Annotated in this window: 12 protein-coding genes; 6 read left to right on the top strand and 6 right to left on the bottom strand. The window is 62.2% G+C overall.

Features of this window, described 5'->3' with window-relative positions:
- Nucleotides 1-7 precede the first annotated feature (7 nt).
- Nucleotides 8-1,423 carry an FAD-binding oxidoreductase gene (locus AC4CWH_RS04490; protein WP_491320567.1) on the bottom strand — a complete coding sequence of 472 codons (1,416 nt, stop codon included), beginning with the start codon at nt 1,421-1,423 and terminating at the stop codon, nt 8-10.
- 372 nt (nt 1,424-1,795) lie between these two features.
- Here AC4CWH_RS04490 and AC4CWH_RS04485 point away from each other — a divergent pair, with 372 nt between their 5' ends.
- Nucleotides 1,796-2,359, top strand: coding sequence for a hypothetical protein (locus AC4CWH_RS04485; protein ID WP_491320566.1), 564 nt, complete (start codon nt 1,796-1,798; stop codon nt 2,357-2,359).
- Nucleotides 2,360-2,421: 62 nt separating this feature from the next.
- Here AC4CWH_RS04485 and AC4CWH_RS04480 read toward each other — a convergent pair whose 3' ends face one another.
- Both AC4CWH_RS04480 and AC4CWH_RS04475 read right to left on the bottom strand, forming a co-directional pair.
- Complete coding sequence (locus tag AC4CWH_RS04480; protein WP_491320565.1) at nt 2,422-5,574, bottom strand: efflux RND transporter permease subunit; 3,153 nt, start codon at nt 5,572-5,574, stop codon at nt 2,422-2,424.
- Entirely contained in the window at nt 5,571-6,785 is a 1,215-nt protein-coding gene (locus AC4CWH_RS04475) for an efflux RND transporter periplasmic adaptor subunit (protein WP_491320564.1), read from the bottom strand. Before AC4CWH_RS04475 ends, AC4CWH_RS04480 begins: the two co-directional genes overlap by 4 nt.
- Nucleotides 6,786-7,056: 271 nt before the next feature.
- On the opposite strand from AC4CWH_RS04475, the gene AC4CWH_RS04470 reads away from it, so the two are divergent.
- Both AC4CWH_RS04470 and AC4CWH_RS04465 read left to right on the top strand, forming a co-directional pair.
- On the top strand, nt 7,057-9,549 hold the full coding sequence (locus AC4CWH_RS04470; protein WP_491320563.1) for an ATP-dependent helicase: 2,493 nt from the start codon (nt 7,057-7,059) through the stop codon (nt 9,547-9,549).
- A 43-nt stretch (nt 9,550-9,592) separates the two neighbouring features.
- Complete coding sequence (locus tag AC4CWH_RS04465) at nt 9,593-10,741, top strand: amidohydrolase (RefSeq protein ID WP_491320562.1); 1,149 nt, start codon at nt 9,593-9,595, stop codon at nt 10,739-10,741.
- Nucleotides 10,742-10,830: 89 nt separating this feature from the next.
- Here the strand turns inward: AC4CWH_RS04465 and AC4CWH_RS04460 are convergent, their stop codons facing one another.
- Both AC4CWH_RS04460 and AC4CWH_RS04455 read right to left on the bottom strand, forming a co-directional pair.
- A complete protein-coding gene (locus AC4CWH_RS04460) occupies nt 10,831-12,105 on the bottom strand; it encodes a DUF2778 domain-containing protein (protein WP_491320561.1) in 1,275 nt (424 codons plus the stop codon).
- Between the two features lie 359 nt (nt 12,106-12,464).
- Nucleotides 12,465-13,691 carry a YeeE/YedE family protein gene (locus tag AC4CWH_RS04455; RefSeq protein WP_491320560.1) on the bottom strand — a complete coding sequence of 409 codons (1,227 nt, stop codon included), beginning with the start codon at nt 13,689-13,691 and terminating at the stop codon, nt 12,465-12,467.
- 190 nt (nt 13,692-13,881) lie between these two features.
- On the opposite strand from AC4CWH_RS04455, the gene pncA reads away from it, so the two are divergent.
- The 3 genes from pncA to AC4CWH_RS04440 all read left to right on the top strand — a co-directional run bounded on the left by pncA (nt 13,882) and on the right by AC4CWH_RS04440 (nt 15,672).
- Nucleotides 13,882-14,508, top strand: coding sequence for a bifunctional nicotinamidase/pyrazinamidase (pncA, locus tag AC4CWH_RS04450; protein WP_491320559.1), 627 nt, complete (start codon nt 13,882-13,884; stop codon nt 14,506-14,508).
- A 142-nt stretch (nt 14,509-14,650) separates the two neighbouring features.
- Nucleotides 14,651-15,358, top strand: a complete 708-nt coding sequence (locus AC4CWH_RS04445; protein WP_491320558.1) for an AzlC family ABC transporter permease — start codon at nt 14,651-14,653, stop codon at nt 15,356-15,358.
- On the top strand, nt 15,358-15,672 hold the full coding sequence (locus AC4CWH_RS04440) for an AzlD family protein (RefSeq protein ID WP_491320557.1): 315 nt from the start codon (nt 15,358-15,360) through the stop codon (nt 15,670-15,672). The genes AC4CWH_RS04445 and AC4CWH_RS04440 overlap by 1 nt, the downstream gene beginning before the upstream one ends.
- A 19-nt stretch (nt 15,673-15,691) precedes the next feature.
- On the opposite strand, the gene AC4CWH_RS04435 is transcribed toward AC4CWH_RS04440, so the two are convergent.
- Entirely contained in the window at nt 15,692-17,521 is a 1,830-nt protein-coding gene (locus AC4CWH_RS04435; RefSeq protein ID WP_491320556.1) for an aminopeptidase P family protein, read from the bottom strand.
- Nucleotides 17,522-17,562 lie beyond the last annotated feature (41 nt).

Here is a 17,562-nt window from a genome sequence, read left to right as displayed (position 1 = left end):
CGCCGGATCATGCGCCTTGGCGAAGGATCTTGCCGGGGTTGAAGATATCGTTCGGATCAAGGCTGTGCTTGATCGCCCGCATCAGGTGAAGGGCAGAGCCTGCCTCCTGTTCCAGAAACGTCATCTTGCCCTGCCCGATGCCGTGTTCGCCGGTGCAGGTGCCACCCATGGCGAGCGCACGGCGGTTCAGCCGCTCCACGAAGGATTCTGCGCGCGCGATATCCTCGGGGTCCTTGTCGTCAAACAGGATCAGCACGTGAAAATTACCATCGCCGGCATGGCCGACGATCGGCGCCAGAAAGTCGTTCTCGACGATATCCGCATGGGTTTCAGCCACGCATTCGGCAAGGCGCGAGATCGGCACGCAGACATCGGTGGAGAGGCCGGCGAGATGCGGCGCAAGCGCCCGCGACGCCCAATAGGCATCGTGGCGCGCCTTCCACAGCTTTGCCCGCTGCTGGGCATCGCCGGTCCACTCAAAATCCTCGCCGCCGCATTCGGCGGCAATCATGGCAAACTGTTCCGATTGCAGCGGCACGGTGTCTTCGGTGCCGTGGAACTCCAGAAACAGCGTCGGCTTCTCGGCATAGTTCAAGCCGGAATAGGCGTTGCAGGCGCGCATCTGCACGGCATCCAGCAGCTCGATGCGGGCGACCGGAATGCCCATCTGGATGGTCATGATCACCGCGTCGCAGGCAGCCTTCACCGTCTCGAAGGCGCAGACCCCGCCGCCGATCTTTTCCGGAATGCCCTGCAGGCGCAGCGTGATCGAGGTGATGATGCCAAGCGTGCCTTCAGACCCGACAAAAAGCCGCGTCAGATCATAACCGGCCGAGGATTTTCGCGCGCGGGTGCCCGTGACCACCTCTTCGCCATCGGCCGTCACGACGGTGAGCGAGAGAACATTGTCCTTCATCGTGCCGTAGCGCACCGCATTGGTGCCGGAGGCGCGGGTGGCCGTCATGCCGCCGATGGAGGCATTGGCGCCGGGATCAATCGGAAAGAACAGGCCCGTGTCACGCAGATAGGTGTTCAGCGCCTCGCGCGTCACGCCGGGTTCTACCGTCACGTCGAGATCTTCCGGCGATACGCGCAACACCTTGTCCATGCGGGTGGTATCGAGCGAAATCCCGCCGGAGGGCGCGTTCACCTGCCCTTCCAGCGAAGAGCCTGTGCCAAAGGCAATGACGGGCACACGGTGGGCAGCGCAAGCCTTCACCACCGTCTTGATATCCTCGACCGATTCGGCAAAAACCACGCCATCCGGCAGTTGCGGCGGCAGATAGGTCGTGGTGTGGGCGTGCTGCTCGCGAAAGGCCTGGCCGGTCTGCAACCGGTCACCAAGGCTCTGCTTCAAAATTCCAAGAACAGCCGCGATGCCCTCTTCATTGCGGGGGCCCGGTTGCGCGTCTCTCATCACCATCGTCATGTCTCCCGATCGGGCGACACATGCCCGTCATGTTCTGTAACGCTTGGTACGGGAGCCGTTGGTGCTTGTCCATATCGAAGGCAATTTCGCCACCGCAGTGGTTCCCTTGGCTTGCCGACCTGCACCGGGAGTGGGTGCTCTGGAGATAGCCCGTTTACCGTATCCGCGAAGACAATAAGCGGTGGCGTTGCTGGCGTAAAAGATGACAGCTAATAATTTTTTGCTTTCGAAGGTCGCCACGCGGGGCCGGGTTATCTTGTGCAGATGACAGCATTTTGCTGTGCCAAAGCATTTTTCAAACATGTTTGACCGCACGCCCTGGCGCCGAACCGGCCCAGGCTGCCGGATATTGTTCAGGAACGGATGATGAAGTTTACTCAGATCGGGCTGGCCCTCAGCCTTTTTGCGCTTGCCGGATGCCAGACGGTGGACCCCAATTCCCCGCAGGAGCTGAAGAAGGCCGAGTATCAGCGCCTGATGACGGATGCCAACAAGGCAAATTGCAAACTGCTGCTGGAGTTGAATACCCACCGCGCTCAGCAGAAAAAGGAGCTTGTGACCGACCATCGCTGCGGCGTCATCACCGGAACGAACCCGGCGGGCGGCATCCACCCGGTCAGCTTCGTTCCGGATCTTGCCATCAACGGCATCCCGCTTCCCATTGGCGGCCTGATGAAACTGGCGGTGCAAATGGACCGCAACGACCGGGAAAACAAGGCGCTTGCAACGGCGCTGCCGGCATGGGCTTCGCAGAGCGAAGGCGCCAAGCAGGCTTATCGCCTGCTCTTGTTCTTCAAGTTCACGCCTGAGGAGATTGCCACTCTGAAGGATAGTCCTGATTTCAAGGACGCAGCCTACAGGAACGGCGAGAGTATGAAGTTTGCCGAGGCAAATCCTGAGATCGCCAAGGAGATGCGCCAGCCCACCTGATGATCGGCTGCCGTAAAGAGCGTCCCGGCCGCCACGCGCGGCCAGGACTACCGGATGCCGCGCTACTCCGCCGCCAGCAGCGGTTTTTCCTCGGCATTGGCCGCCCCCCTATGGGCGCGCTCCAGTTCCTCGTGCAGGCGCTCTTCTTCATGAGAATGCGGTTTGGCGAAACGGGCAATCAGCAGATAGGCAACCGGCGTCACATACAGCGTCACCAGTGTTGCAAGGCCTAACCCGCCAACGATGACCCAGCCGAGTGCGACGCGCGCTTCGGCCCCGGCACCGGCGGCCAGCACCAGCGGCACGCCACCGAGAATGGTGGCGATCATCGTCATCATGACCGGACGAAGGCGCAGGCGGCAGGCTTCTTCGATGGCCTGGCGCACGGCAACACCCTGGTCACGCAGCTGATTGGCGAATTCGACGATGAGAATGCCGTTCTTCGCCATGACGCCCACCAGAAGCACAAGGCCGATCTGGCTGTAGACGTTGAGCGTCGAACCCGTGATCACAAGCGCAAAAACGGCGCAAGCCAAGCCGAGCGGCACCGTTGTCATGATGATCAGTGCCGACAGCACGCTTTCAAATTGCGCTGCCAGCACGAGGAAGATGATGGCGATGGCAAAACCGAAGGTGATGGCCATGCCATTGGCATTTTCACCCAGCGTCTTAGCTTCCGCCAACGGCATAAGGCGAGAACCGTTCGGCAGCAGCGGCTGGGCAAGCCTTGTCACTTCCTCAAGGGCTGCGCCGAGAGACACGCCATCGCCGAGGCTTGCCGAGAGCGAGACGGAAGCCATCTGCTGTTCGCGGTTGAGGCGCGGCGAGACCGCTCCTTCCTTCAAGGTCGCGATGGTTGACATCGGCACGACCTTGCCGTCACCCGTGCGCAGGAAGACGTTTTCCAGATCGGTCGGATCGTTGATCGGCTGCATGGAGGAGATGAGTTTCACCGGCAGCGCCTCGCCATCGACGAAGACATCAACGATGGAGCGTCCTTCGAGCAGCGCCTGCATGGAATTGGAAAGCCCGGTGATATCGATACCGAGATCGGACGCGCGCTCGCGGTCGATGGAGACCGACAGCTGCGCCTGCGTCGGCTCGTTGTCGAGCCGCGGGGTAACGAAGGACGCGCTTTTCTCCATGGCCTGCACCAGCTGCAGCGCCGCCTGGGTGAGGCTTGCATGATCGGCACCAACCAGCGCCACCTGCAAACCGCTGCCGGCGCCACGAATGCGCAGGCTGTTCGACTGGATGGCAAAACCGCGAAGCGCCGGCACGCGGGCGGCGGCGGCATTGATGTCGTTTGCAATCTCATCCTGGCTGCGGGTGCGCTCTTCCCACGGCGCCAGCGTCATCACCATGAAGCCGGTGTTGGAGGAGCCGCCCATGCCGGAAATCGAAAACAGATTGCGGATTTCGCCGGAATCGATCAGCGGCTGCAGGTTTTCCTCCACCCGCTGCAACTGGTCCTGCGTATATTCGAGACTGACCCCCTGCGGTGCCGTGGCGCGCATCATCACCATCGAGCGATCCTCGCGCGGTGTCAGCTCGCTGGTGACAAGCCCGAAGGCGACATAGGCGGCGCCCATGATGACGGCGCAGACGGCAATGACCACAACAGGTGCATTCATGCAGAACTGCAGCGTGCGGGCATAGGTGGCGGCAAACAGATTGCCGAAACCGGCGAGCAGACCCTTCGGCTCCACCATCGGTTTTGTCAGCATGCGCGAGGCCAGCATTGGGCAGAGCGTCAGCGCGGTGATCGACGAGAGGCCGACGGCAAGCGCCAGCACGAAACCGAATTCGCGGAACAGGCCGCCGAGCTGGCCGGGCAGGAAGGAGAGCGGAATGAAGACGGCAGCAAGCGTGGCCGTTGTTGCGAGAACCGCGAAAAACACTTCCTGCGTGCCGAGAATGGCGGCCGCGCGAGGCCCCAGCCCCTGCGTTCGCCGCCGCACGATGTTTTCGAGCACCACGATCGCATCATCAACCACAAGACCGGTTGCAAGAACGATGGCGAGAAGCGTCAGGATGTTGATGGAAAAGCCGACGAGATAGATGGCCGACAGCGTGCCGATGAGGGCAACGGGCATGGTGAGCGCCGGAATGAGCGTGGCGCGCCAATCTCGCAGGAAGAGGTAAAGTACGGCCACCACGATCAGCGCCGAAAGGCCGAGCGCCAGTTCCACCTCGTGCAGCGCGCCGCGAATGAAGGTGGCATCATCGGAGGTGATGACGATACGCGTACCCTCCGGCATTGCCGCCTGCAGGGAGGCAACGGCGGCCGCAACGCCTGTCGAAATGTTGAGCGTATTCGACTGGGCCTGGCGGATGATGCCAAGGCCGACGCCCTGCACGCCGTTCGAGCGCAAAGTCGTAGTGCCGTCATCCGGACCCAGCGTAACGCCTGCCACATCGCGCAGGCGGATATTGTCCTTGATCAGCACGTTTTCAAAATCGGCCGGCGTGGACAGGTTTGCCGTAGCGCGCACAACGATATCCTGCGTGCGGCTGGTGAGCGAGCCTGCCGGCACGTCCAGCGCTGCACTGGAAAGCGCGCCCGACACATCCGCCACCGTCAGCCCGCGGCTTGCAAGCGCTGCCTGATTGATGTCGACACGAAAGATCTTCTCCTGGTCGCCGTAAAGCTCGACGTCGGCCACGCCTTCGACGGCCGCCAGCCGGTCGCTGATTTCGTTGTCGACGAGAAGCGTCAGGTCTTCCATGGAGAGCGTGGAGGAGGTGACGGCCAATCGCATGATCGGTTGCGAATCCGAATCGGCCTTGACGATGCGCGGATCGTCAGCGCTTTCCGGCAACTGATCGGAAATGCGGCCTATGGCATCGCGCACGTCGTTTGCGGCAACAGCCAGATCCACCGTATCGTTAAATTCCATGGTAACGCGGCTGGCGCCGAACTGCGATTCCGACGACAGGCCCTTGAGACCGGACACGCGCGCCACGGCCCCTTCGATGACCTGGGTCAGTTCCTGGTCCACCGTCTGCGGGGCGGCGCCATCATAGGTCGTGCGCACGGTAATCACCGGCTGGTCGACGTCGGGCAGTTCGCGCACCTCAACGCCCACGAGCGCGGCAAGGCCGGCCACGACGATCAGCGTGTTGATGACGGCGGCCAGAATGGGACGGCGCACGAAAAGCGCCGTGAAGGTGGCCTTGGAATCCTCGATCTTCAGGTCTGAATTATCGCTCATTGACGCGCCACCTCTGCCGGTTTTTCGCCAGTCCCCTGCAGGCGCACCGGCTGGCCTTCGCGCACGCGCTGCAGGCCTTCGATGACGATCCTGTCTTCCGGTTTCAGATCCGCATTCACCAGCACCATATCGGGATTGCGCTGGATGATGGCGACACGCACCTTGGCTGCCTTGTCGGCCTCGATCTTCCAGACATAGGCGCCTTCGGCATCCCATTGCACCGAAAGCGGATCGACGGCCGGGAAGGTTTCGCCCTCAAAGCGCATCGAGACGGCAAAGGACATGCCGGCCCGCAGAACATCGGTCTGGTTGTCGATGCGGGCACGCACGCGAATGGTGCGGCTTGCCGCATCCACGCGGTTATCGATGCTTTCCACCTTGCCGGCAAACACCTGTCCGGGACGGCTGATCGAGGTGGCTTCCACCGCCATGCCCGGCGTGATGGCCGTGACGAAGCGCTCTGGCGCCCAGAAATCCACCAGGATTTCCGAGCGGTCATCGAGCGTCACGACGCTGGCCTGGGTGGTAACGTTGTCGCCGACATTGATGGCGACGATACCGGCAATACCATCGATCGGGGCCAGAATATCGCGACGGCGTAGATTGAACTCGGCAGTGCTGACAGCAAGCTTTGCCGATTCCTCGGCAATCTGTGCGTCGAGCACGTCAAGCCGCGCGACCGATTGCAGGTTGCGATAGGAGCTGGACTTTTCAACCGCACTGCGCAGCGAGACGCGAGCCTTGTCCAGCTCGATCTTCTGTTCCTCGTCATCGAGACGCGCCAGAACCTCGCCCTTCTTGACCTTCTGGCCGGAGGCGACAAGGATCTCATCAATTGTGCCGCTCGCCTGCGGCATAACAACGACAGACTGGATGGCGGTGCCGCTTCCGATGGCGTTCAAACGGTCGTTGACCTTGTCCATCACAACGGTACGGGTGACGACCAGCGGCGCACGCTGACCACCCTGTCCCCTGCCGCCCTGCCCTGCCTGACCACCTTGGCCACCGGCCCTTGCCGGCTGCGCGCCCGAATCGGAACCGCCATTGTTGCTGCCGTTTCCAGCCACGCCGGGCTGGACAAGCGCCACGGCCTGTTGCGGAACGCCCATACGCACAAGCGCATGGCCCGCATCTGGACTGACGAAAAGCCATAGACAGAGACCTGCAAACAGCATGACGAGACTGAGGAGCAATTGCTTCCAGATGCGCATTCGGCACTCCGATGGGGAGGATGAGATCTTACAAGTCAAAGTATCACGTTTAGCAAGGACTTAAGCAATGCCAGATTGCCAACCTTGCCGAATTGTAACCTAACGGATTTTCACACCGGCGTGAACGGCGCTTAATCAAATGCCTTGAGGGGCTAACCGGTTGAAAACCTGCCGATCTGCCCGGCTTTTCTCCATCGCTGAGGCGGCAGGCTGGAATAAAAGCAGAACATGCTCTATGGCCATGTTCTTCGCAAATCATTAGATTGGCCTGATGACGAACAGTTTTGACGATATTCCGTTCTTCGACGAAGAGCCGGATCACACGCCACGCCAGAAGCCTGCCGCCCCGCCTGCCGGTGCAGCAACACCGGCGCCGGGTGGGCTTGGCCTTGCCGCCCGCGCCATGGCCGCGCGGGACCAGCACCGGATGCCCGACTATCTCTCCGGCCTCAACCCGGAACAGCGCGACGCCGTGGAAAGCATGGATGGCCCGGTTCTGGTGCTCGCCGGCGCCGGCACCGGCAAGACGCGGGTGCTGACCACCCGCATCGCCCATATTCTGGCGACCAACCGCGCCTATCCGAGCCAGATCTTGGCCGTCACCTTCACCAACAAGGCAGCGCGCGAGATGAAGGAGCGCATTGGCGTTCTCGTCGGCGGCGCCGTCGAGGGCATGCCGTGGCTCGGCACCTTCCACTCCATCGGCGTCAAGATCCTGCGCCGCCATGCGGAACTCGCCGGTCTTCGCTCCGATTTCTCCATTCTCGACACCGATGACGTGATCCGGCTGATCAAGCAGCTGATCCAGGCCGAAGGCCTTGATGACAAGCGCTGGCCGGCCCGCCAGTTCGCCGGCATGATCGACACCTGGAAGAACAAGGGCCTGACGCCGAAGGACATTCCCGAGGGCGATGCGCGCGCCTTTGCCAATGGTAAGGGCCGCGAGCTTTACGCCGCCTATCAGGGCCGGCTGAAGACGCTGAACGCCTGCGATTTCGGCGATCTTCTGCTGCACCCGATCGACATTTTTCGCCGCAACCCGGATATCCTGCGCGAGTACCACCAGAAATTCCGCTACATCCTGGTGGACGAGTATCAGGACACCAATACCGCGCAGTATATGTGGCTGAGGCTGCTCGCCCAGCGCCCGAAAGACGTGCCGCAAAACGTCTGCTGCGTCGGCGATGACGACCAGTCGATCTATGGCTGGCGCGGCGCGGAGGTGGACAATATCCTGCGCTTCGAGAAGGACTTTTTGGGCGCCAAGGTCATCCGTCTCGAGCGCAACTACCGCTCCACCGAACATATTCTCGGCGCTGCCGGCCATCTGATTGCCCATAACGAAGGCCGCCTCGGCAAGACGCTTTTTACCGAGCGCACAGATCCCGATGACGAAAAGGTGATCGTTCACGCCGCCTGGGATTCGGAAGAGGAAGCCCGCGCCGTTGGCGAAGAGATAGAGCAGCTGCAACGCTCCGGCCATGCGCTCAACAACATTGCGATCCTCGTGCGCGCTTCCTTCCAGATGCGCGAGTTCGAAGACCGGTTTGTGACACTTGGCCTCAACTACCGCGTCATCGGCGGCCCGCGCTTTTACGAGCGGCTCGAAATCCGCGATGCGATGGCTTATTTCCGCCTCGTCTGCCAGCCGGCCGACGATCTCGCCTTCGAGCGCATCATCAATACGCCGAAACGCGGCCTTGGCGACACCACCGTGCGCAACCTGCATGACTATGCCCGCGCTCGCGACATTCCGATGCTGTCTGCCGCCGGCGATATCATCGAGACGGACGAGTTGAAGCCGAAGGCGCGCAAGGCGCTGTTCGATGTGGTGCAAAGCTTTGCCCGCTGGAGCGAGCGGCTGGAAAACACGCCCCATACCGAGCTTGCCGAGCAGATCCTCGAAGAGTCGGGCTATACCGACATGTGGAAAAACGACAAATCCGCCGAAGGGCCCGGCCGCCTCGACAACCTGAAGGAACTCATCCGCTCGATGGAGGCGTTCGAGAGCATGCGCGGCTTCCTCGAGCACGTCTCTCTGGTGATGGATGTCGAGCAGAACGAAAACCTCGATGCCGTCTCGATCATGACGCTGCATTCGGCCAAGGGTCTGGAATTCGAAACCGTGATCCTGCCCGGCTGGGAAGAAGGCCTGTTTCCGCACCAGCGCGCGTTGGATGAAGGCGGCCGCTCGGGGCTGGAGGAAGAACGCCGTCTCGCCTATGTCGGCATCACCCGCGCAAAACGCCGCTGCCACATCTGGTTCGTTTCCAACCGGCGCATCCACGGGCTCTGGCAATCCACCATGCCCTCGCGCTTCCTCGATGAACTGCCGGCAGCCCACGTGGACGTGGCCGCCGCCGCCGATACCGGTTACGGCGGTTATGGCGGGCGCGGCGGTTATGGCCAATCGCGCTTCGACAAGGCCGAACCTTTCCAGAACTCCTACTCGACCCCCGGCTGGAAACGCGCCCAGGCCAACAAGACCGATGCCACCCGCGACAACTGGGGCAGCCGCTCCGGCCATGCGGTGGAGCGCATCGGCTACGGCGAAAGCGGCCCGAAGGCACGCACCATCGATGGCGAACTGGTGGCCAAATCGGTCGCCACCACGCCGTCGAAATTTACGGTCGGCGACCGCGTCTTCCACATAAAATTCGGCAACGGCCACGTCGCCTCCATCGAAGGCAACAAGCTGACCATCGATTTCGACAGGGCCGGCCAGAAACGCGTGCTGGACGGGTTTGTGGAGAAGGTCAGCTAACCCTCTCTCGCTTCCCCCGAGCTGGCAGAAAAGGACCGCCCGCATGAACCTTGCCGAAAGCGATTTTGTGGAGCTTGCCAAGTGGCGGCAGCATCTTCATGCCATGCCGGAGGTGTCCGGCGAGGAGCATGAGACGGCAGCGGAGGTGGTGCGGTTTCTGAAGGGCGTATCGCCGGACGAAATTGTCACCGGGCTTGGCGGTACGGGTGTCGCTGCGGTGTTCAAAGGCGCCGATGCCGGTCCGACCATTATGTTTCGTGCCGAACTGGATGCGCTTCCGATCGCAGAGCTGTCAAGCGACCTGCCGTATCGATCGCAGATCGCCGGCAAGGGCCACATGTGCGGCCATGACGGGCATATGGCGACGCTTGCAGCGCTTGCCGTTTCCTTCTCAAAAAAACGCCCGGCCTCCGGGCGCGTGATCCTGCTGTTCCAGCCGGCGGAGGAAACCGGAGCGGGTGCCGCGGCCGTTCTGGCGGACGAAAAATTCAAAACCCTCACGCCGGACTATACGTTTTCGCTGCACAATATGCCCGGTATACCCTTCGGCAAAAGCTGGATCCGGGCGGGTGCGGCCAATTGCGCCTCCTGCGGGCTGAAGATCAGTTTTAGCGGCAAGACGGCGCATGCCTCCATGCCGGAAACCGGTGTCTCGCCGGCCCCGGCCGTGGCAGCACTCATTCCGGCGCTGACGGACCTGCGCAAGGGCGATATCCGCGGCGGCGATCTTGTTCTGGCAACCGTCACGCATGTATCGGTCGGCGAACCCGCCTTCGGCATCGCGCCGGGTTCTGCCGAGCTTTGGGTGACACTGCGCACGGTGAACGACGATGCGATGGCGGAGGTGCGGGAAAAGGCCGAGGCGCTGGCAACGCATGCGGCCAAAGCGCATGGCCTTTCCGTCTCCTTCAGTTATCACGACGAGTTTCGTCACTGCATGAACGATGCAGACGCCGTCGACATCATCCGCGCGGCGCTCGATGCAGAAAACCTGCCGCACGAGGCGGGCGAGACATTCCGGGCATCGGAAGATTTCGGCCGGTTTGCGGATGTGTCGAAATCGGCAATGTTCTTTCTCGGCGCCGGTGAAAACCACCCGGCCCTGCATAATCCCACCTATGATTTTCCTGACGCGCTGATTCCGATCGGCGCCCGCATCTTCAAGCGGATTGCCGACGATCTTCTCGGCTGAACATCGTTCGCGACGGCATCATCTCCACATGAAAATGCCGCAGGCTCTTGCGGGCCTGCGGCATTTTTCGTGAAGACAGAAGAACAGGATCAGCCGTCGTTTTTCAGGTAATCGACCAGCGTGCGGCGGGCCTCACCAGCCGCTCCGCCATCCGTCGATGGCGGTGCGCCGCGCGGGTTGATCTTGCGCATGGCGGTTGCCGGGATGCTGCCGTTGTGGCGGTCGACGATGATCATGTGGGTGATTTCGCCGCGCTGGAAGGCTTTCAGGAACCGGTTGTAATCGGCAAAGGCGACGCAGCCGTGCGAATCGCCGCGTGTGCGCAGAAGGTAGCTATGAGCGAGAAGACCGGTGCGGCCGAGTGGTGCCACGCCATCGGTCGGCGTCAGGCGGATCGCGGCCACGCCGTGAAACAGCTGCTCGCGCATGGACAGCTTGTATGTGCCGGGCGGAGTCGGCCCGCGCATCTTCACATGGGTGAATTTCGGGTTGTCGCGCATTTCGCCGATGCCGGAATGGGCTTCGAGCTTTTCGCCGTTCGGCATGTGAACGACGCCGTTGGTGATGTCATAAACGGCAATCTTGGAGCCGCCGCGGTCGGGCCACGGCACAGCCGGCGTTATGCTCTTCATCGGGTTTTCAGGCCGGGCGAAGGCGAGTGCCTGCGGGGCTTCCTGCTCTTCCTCTTCGGCTTCCTGCGGAGCGCCGGTGCGGCCGGGCTTGACGACAGCACGCTCGGCCGGCTTGGCCATCGCGAGCGCCAGCGCATTGGCCGGCGGCCGGCCGACAGGCAGCGGACCTGCCATCGGCAGGCTGTCGTCTTCATCCGGGCCGATCGCCTGGGCCACGGCGAGTTCCGCCGGGCTCTGCAGGTCAGCCACTTCCACTTCGCCGCCTTCAGCATTGCCGGCGGGCGACGCGTCCCAGGCAGTTTCGGTGGGCGGTGCAATCAGCACGGTGTTTTCGAGCGCCGAAGCAAGCGCGGTTTTCACCGCCTCCCCTTCAGGGCGCTTCTCGGCAAGGCTTGCAAATTTCTTGGCATCTTCCGCCGCCGCCAATGCAACCGAAAGGCTGTCCTTGACGTTATCGGCTGCGGCTCGCGTGGCTGTGAGGTGGGCAAAATGCGCATCCTCCAGCCGGGCGGCCTTCGGTGTTGCGCCGGATGAGAGGCGTGAAAATTTCGCAACGCGAATCACGCGCTCGTCCGAGACCGGCGCAGCGAGCGGCTTAAGGTCGAGCGACGCGCGCAGTTGATAGCTGAAATTGGAAGGCTGGATGGAGGCCATGCTGTGCACGGTCGCCAAGGCTGCGATCATCCAGGCACCGACGGCAAGGCCGGTCCCCATCAGCATCGTATATTTCATCAGACCGCGCGTGGCGGGCGTCTTGGCTGGATATCGTGAGGTTCGTGGGACGGATCGCTCCGTCGCAAAAGCCAGTGCCATGATACGCTTCACCCTTTTACCGCTACTCGAACACACGGCACAAAACACCGCACACAAAAGGAGAGACCAACACCGGACCTGTGGCGCAGGCCCACGGTCTCTTCCGAACAGCGATCAGGATGACGAATTATGGTAACCAATGTGTTTACGTGGCCCCCTCTTCAGTACGAAGGCCATTATAAACGGATACGGCCGGAAGTTTAGCGAAAATGCGACAAAGGCACGGCAAAGCCTCAAATTTGCCGCGCCTTCGCAATTTCCGGTAGAAATTCTATGGTTTATCCATCGTTACCACGCACTTTTACGCGTTCAAAAAAGAACCACGGGCGCAAACGAACCCCGATCACATTTCCGGCAAAAGCAGCAATCGCCCAGAGATAGCCGTGCAGGCTGCCGGATGCGATCCCGGAAAAGTAGGCGCCGATATTGCAGCCGTAGGCGATTCGCGCGCCGTAACCGAGAAGCAGACCACCCACCACGGCGGCAAGCACCGAGCGCAAGGGAATATCGAGCGAGGGTGCAAATTTTCCCGCAAGGGCCGCCGCCAGCATGGCGCCGGCGATAATGCCGAAATCCATGACCGAGGTGACATCGGCAAACACGCTGGATGCCAGCGCCTTGGCATTGCCCGGCGTCTGCCAGTAGGCCCATTGCGCCACATCAATGCCGATCAGTTGCGCGCCCTTGGCGCCCCAGAGCGCAAAGGCCGACGTGATGCCCCAGGGACGGCCGGCAATCGCAAGCGTCGCGAAGTTGAGGAGCACCAGTGCCACGGCACCGGCCACCAGTGGCCAGGGACCGCGCAGATAACGCTGGAAGCCGGTGCGAACAGGGAGAGGCTCCTGTTCCAGACTGCCGCGCCGGCGCCGTTCCACAACGACAGTGATGGCGGCAATCGCGCCAAAGATCAGCAATGAGACGACAATGCCGCCGAGTGCGCCAAAACTCTGGAAAAGAGCGGTCGGCGGCAGCGACGGAAGGCTTGCCCACCAGTCGAAATGGATGGTGCCCAAGAGCGAGCCGACGATGAAGAAGAACAGCGTCACCAGCATGCGGGCATTGCCGCCGCCGGCGGTAAACAGCGTGCCCGACGCACATCCACCGCCAAGCTGCATGCCGACGCCGAACATGAAGGCGCCGGCGATGACGCCGAGACCGGCGGGCGAAATGTTGCCGCGCACCTCATGGCCAAACAGCGTGCCGCCTGACAGAACCGGGAAAAACAGGATGACGGCAAGCGCCAGCAGCAGCATCTGCACGCGAAGTCCGCGCCCCCTGCCCTCTGCAATGAACACGCGCCATGCCGACGTGAAACCAAAAGCGGCGTGATACAGCGAAATGCCAAGCGCCCCGCCAATCAGAAACAGTGCGCCCTGCGCCGGGCCATGGGTAAAACCGAGCGCCAGCGTGCCGGCCACCAGCACCAGAAGCGCTGCAAGCCCCGGCGCGCCAAGCGGCGGCAGGCTCGATGCGCGTGGCGCAATCGAAGAGTTTGCGAAAGTCATGACGATCTCCTGAAGGTATGCGCTTGAGATAGGGCGCAAGGCCCGCCGGTTCGAGGAATGTCGTTCCAAGTTCGCCGCAAGCAGCGGAAAGACGTTCCTGCCGAGCGGGAACGACGCTTCTGCGACGACGGTGCTTGATCCGCCGCGTGAGGCTTGGCATCTTGAGCGATCAACACGCATGGAGACGATCATGAAGGCCCTGCTGCTCATCGATATCCAGAACGGTTTCTGCCCTGGCGGAAACCTGCCCGTGGCGGGGGGAGACCAGATCGTGCCCATCGTCAACCGGCTGATCGAGGAAGGCTCCTATGATCTGGTGGCGGCCTCGCAGGACTGGCACCCCGAACACCATGGCAGCTTTGCCTCGCAGCATCCGGGCACAAAACCGTTCGACATGGGCGAACTCTCCGGCCAGCCGCAGGTGCTGTGGCCGGATCACTGCGTGCAGGGCACGCCGGATGCCGACTTTCATCCTGACATCAACACGGATGCCATCGACTATATCCAGCAGAAGGGTGAAAACCCTGCGGTGGACAGCTATTCCGCCTTTCGCGACAACGATCAGGCCGCCATTACCGGCCTTGCCGGATACCTTCGGGCGCAGCAGGTGAGCGAACTTGATATCTGCGGCCTCGCCACCGATTACTGCGTCAAGTTTTCCGCACTCGATGCCCGCGCCATGCTGCCGGATGTGAAGGTGCGCTTCATCGAGGATGCCAGCCGGGGCATCGACCCCAAGGGCGTTGCCGCCGCCATTGCCGAAATGCGCGACAACGGTGTGGTGATCGTCACCAGCGGTGCAATCCTCGCCGACTAAATGCTGCAGCCGGCAGTCACTGGGGGTGGACGTCATCATCCCCAACTGCCGGTTTCAACGAAATGCATCATGGTATCAGTATTCCTGTCTTGTCCCCATTGATGGAGCGCTTTACCAGCGGGGTTCACCAAGGGGACAGGATATGCGCAGCACTCTTTTCCGGCAGGGCGCCAAAGCCGGCATGGTCATCGGATTTTCAACGCTGCCCTTCGGACTGCTGTTTGGCGCAGTCGCCGTTGATGGCGGCATGACGCCTTTCGAGGCCACGATGATGAGCGGCATCATTTTCGGCGGCGCCAGCCAGCTGGTCGGCGTGCAGATGTTTGGCACCAACGTTCCCGCATGGCTTATCGTGCTTTCCGTCTTTGCGGTAAACTTCCGGCACATCCTTTATTCCGCAGCGCTTTCCCCGCATTTGCGCACCTATTCGCGTCCGGCTCGTCTCGGCGCGTTGTTTTTCCTGACAGACCCGCAGTTTGCGGAAGCCTCCAAACAGGTCGACCAGCACGGCAAGGTCGAGCCCGCCTGGTACTTTGGCATGGCCTTCGTGGTTTATGGGCTCTGGGTTACAAGTTCGGCCATCGGCGCCCTGTTCGGGCGGATGGTCGGCAATCCGGCATCGATGGGCTTTGACGTGCTGCTGCCGGTCTATTTCCTCGGCCTCGTGCTAGGCTTTCGCCGGCGCCCGCTGTTTTCCGCCGTGGTGCCGGTCAGCGCCGTTGCCTCCATCCTTGCCATGCACACGGTCGGATCGCCCTGGCATGTCAGCATCGGTGCGCTGGCAGGCGTCATTGCTGCCGTTATCCTGCACAAGCCCGCCCAAACCGTCCGTGACGGGGAGACGCTCTAATGGACCATCTGACCGATCTCCACACCGCGCTGGTCATTTTAGCGGCAGGCCTTGCGACCTACCTGACCCGGATTGGCGGCCATCTTCTGATCAGCAATATGACGCGGATCCCGCCACGGCTGGAGACGGCGCTGAATGCGGTTCCGGCAGCGGTTCTCACCACGCTGGTGGCGCCGGCCTTCTTCGATGGCGGCATCGAGGTGAAGATCGCCATGGTGGTGGCGCTGCTGGTGGGACTGCGCCATCCCGGCCTGCCGCTGCTGGTGGCCGGCTGGGGCGCAGCCATGCTGCTGCGCCACTTCGTCGTTTCCTGATTCTTTCCCGAAGACGACGTCAGAGCGGCTGCGTCGCCTGCTCCAGCCAAGACAGGACGTCTGCATCCGCGATGAGCGGCGAGAGCTTTTCGCGCACGGTGGCGTGATAGGCATCAAGCCACTGGTGCTCCTCCTCGGTCAACAGTGCCTTGACCACCAGCCGCCGGTCGATCGGGCACCAGGTCAGCGTCTCGAACCCCATCATCGGCAGGTCGCCACCCTCTATAGGCTGCAGGTCCGTGATATAAATCAGGTTCTCGATGCGAATGCCGAACGAGCCGGGTCGGTAATAACCGGGCTCGTTGGAGAGGATCATGCCGGGCAGCAGTTCCTGCGTCGAAAGACGGGCGATGCGCTGCGGACCCTCATGCACGGAGAGATAAGAACCAACGCCATGGCCGGTGCCATGGGCAAAATCGGCGCCGGCCTTCCAGAGCGCGATGCGCGCCAGCGGATCGAGATCGCAGCCGCGCGACCCTTTTGGAAAGCGCGCCACGGAAATGGCGATCATACCCTTCAGCACCAGCGTGAAGAACTTTTTCTGTTCCTCCGGCACCGCGCCGATGGCAACCGTGCGGGTAATGTCCGTCGTGCCGTTGATGTATTGCGCGCCGGAATCGATGAGGAACAGTTCACCGGGTTCCAGCACCCGGTCCGTTTCGGTCGTAACCCGGTAATGCATGATGGCGCCATGCTCGCCGGCGCCGGAAATCGTGTCGAAAGAAATATCCTTCAACGGGTTCTGCAGGCTTTCACCGACGCGGGCGCGAAACGCTTCCAGCGCATTGACCGCCCTGATTTCGCTGACCGTGCCCGGCTGCTGGCCATCGAGCCAATGGAGGAAGGCGACCATCGCCGCGCCATCCTGCACATGAGCCTCTGCCGAACCACGAAGCTCCACGGCATTCTTGATCGCGCGCGGCAGACGGGCAGGATCCGTCGCCTCGACCACGACGCCGCCGGCATCCTCGATCACCTTTGCCAGCGCGATTGCCGTTGCATCGGCATCGATCAGCATTTTTGCGCCGCCGGTCGCGTAATGCGCCAGCCGTGCCGGAAGCTCCGACGGTTCGAACCGTGAAGCCAGCGCATCGAGATGACGGGCCGCCTCCGCGCCAACCTTTTGCGCGGCGATAAACAGCTCGGCCTTGCCATCATCGAGAATGATGGCGCGCGCCAGGGGATGCGGCGTATGCGGCACGTCGGCGCCGCGGATGTTGAAGATCCAGGCAATCGAGGAGGGATCGGCAATGAGAACCGCGCGGGCCCCCTTGTCGGTGAGGCCTGCGGCGATTGCGGCAATCTTTTCAGCAGCGGGCTTGCCGGCATGCATGTCCTGCTGCACGGCAACCGCGCCCATCGGCTCGGCCGGACGATCGTGCCAGACAGCATCGAGCGGATTGTGATCGAGGATGACGAGGCTTCCGCCGCGCGCCGCAAGTGCCGTCGTCAGCCGCTTCACTTCGGCGCCGGCGTGCAGCCAGGGATCGATACCAAGACGCAGGCCCTTCGGCGCATGGGTCGCAATCCAGCTGTGCGGCGGCTCGCCGACCAGATCGCCGGGCGTGAAGGTTTCTGCATCCACCTGCTGGACGAGCTGCGTCGTATAACGCCCATCGACAAACACGATCGCCTGCGACCGCAGGATCAGCGCCATGCCGGCCGATCCGGTAAAGCCTGTCAGCCATGACAGGCGCTCAGCCGAAGCCGGCACATATTCGCCCTGGAATTCATCGGCACGCGGCACAAGAAAACCGTCGATCCCGAGGTCATCGAACCGCTCGCGAAGGGTTTTGACGCGCGCCGGGCCGGCAGCGGGGGACGAAGTGGTTTCGAACGACTGGAACATGGATCTACTTTCGATAAGGGCGATTCCGTTTCGGGCGCGAT

It is taken from the genome of Neorhizobium sp. PAMB6716 (assembly GCF_058242805.1).
Note: the sequence above shows the minus strand (reverse complement) of the source record. Positions and strands in the feature narration are given on the sequence as shown.

Coding starts and splice junctions, on each gene's coding strand:
- AC4CWH_RS04490 (WP_491320567.1), bottom strand. CDS start 1,423: ATGGTGATGAGAGACGCGCAACCGGGCCCCCGCAATGAAGAGGGCATC.
- AC4CWH_RS04485 (WP_491320566.1), top strand. CDS start 1,796: ATGAAGTTTACTCAGATCGGGCTGGCCCTCAGCCTTTTTGCGCTTGCC.
- AC4CWH_RS04480 (WP_491320565.1), bottom strand. CDS start 5,574: ATGAGCGATAATTCAGACCTGAAGATCGAGGATTCCAAGGCCACCTTC.
- AC4CWH_RS04475 (WP_491320564.1), bottom strand. CDS start 6,785: ATGCGCATCTGGAAGCAATTGCTCCTCAGTCTCGTCATGCTGTTTGCA.
- AC4CWH_RS04470 (WP_491320563.1), top strand. CDS start 7,057: ATGACGAACAGTTTTGACGATATTCCGTTCTTCGACGAAGAGCCGGAT.
- AC4CWH_RS04465 (WP_491320562.1), top strand. CDS start 9,593: ATGAACCTTGCCGAAAGCGATTTTGTGGAGCTTGCCAAGTGGCGGCAG.
- AC4CWH_RS04460 (WP_491320561.1), bottom strand. CDS start 12,105: ATGAAATATACGATGCTGATGGGGACCGGCCTTGCCGTCGGTGCCTGG.
- AC4CWH_RS04455 (WP_491320560.1), bottom strand. CDS start 13,691: ATGACTTTCGCAAACTCTTCGATTGCGCCACGCGCATCGAGCCTGCCG.
- pncA (WP_491320559.1), top strand. CDS start 13,882: ATGAAGGCCCTGCTGCTCATCGATATCCAGAACGGTTTCTGCCCTGGC.
- AC4CWH_RS04445 (WP_491320558.1), top strand. CDS start 14,651: ATGCGCAGCACTCTTTTCCGGCAGGGCGCCAAAGCCGGCATGGTCATC.
- AC4CWH_RS04440 (WP_491320557.1), top strand. CDS start 15,358: ATGGACCATCTGACCGATCTCCACACCGCGCTGGTCATTTTAGCGGCA.
- AC4CWH_RS04435 (WP_491320556.1), bottom strand. CDS start 17,521: ATGTTCCAGTCGTTCGAAACCACTTCGTCCCCCGCTGCCGGCCCGGCG.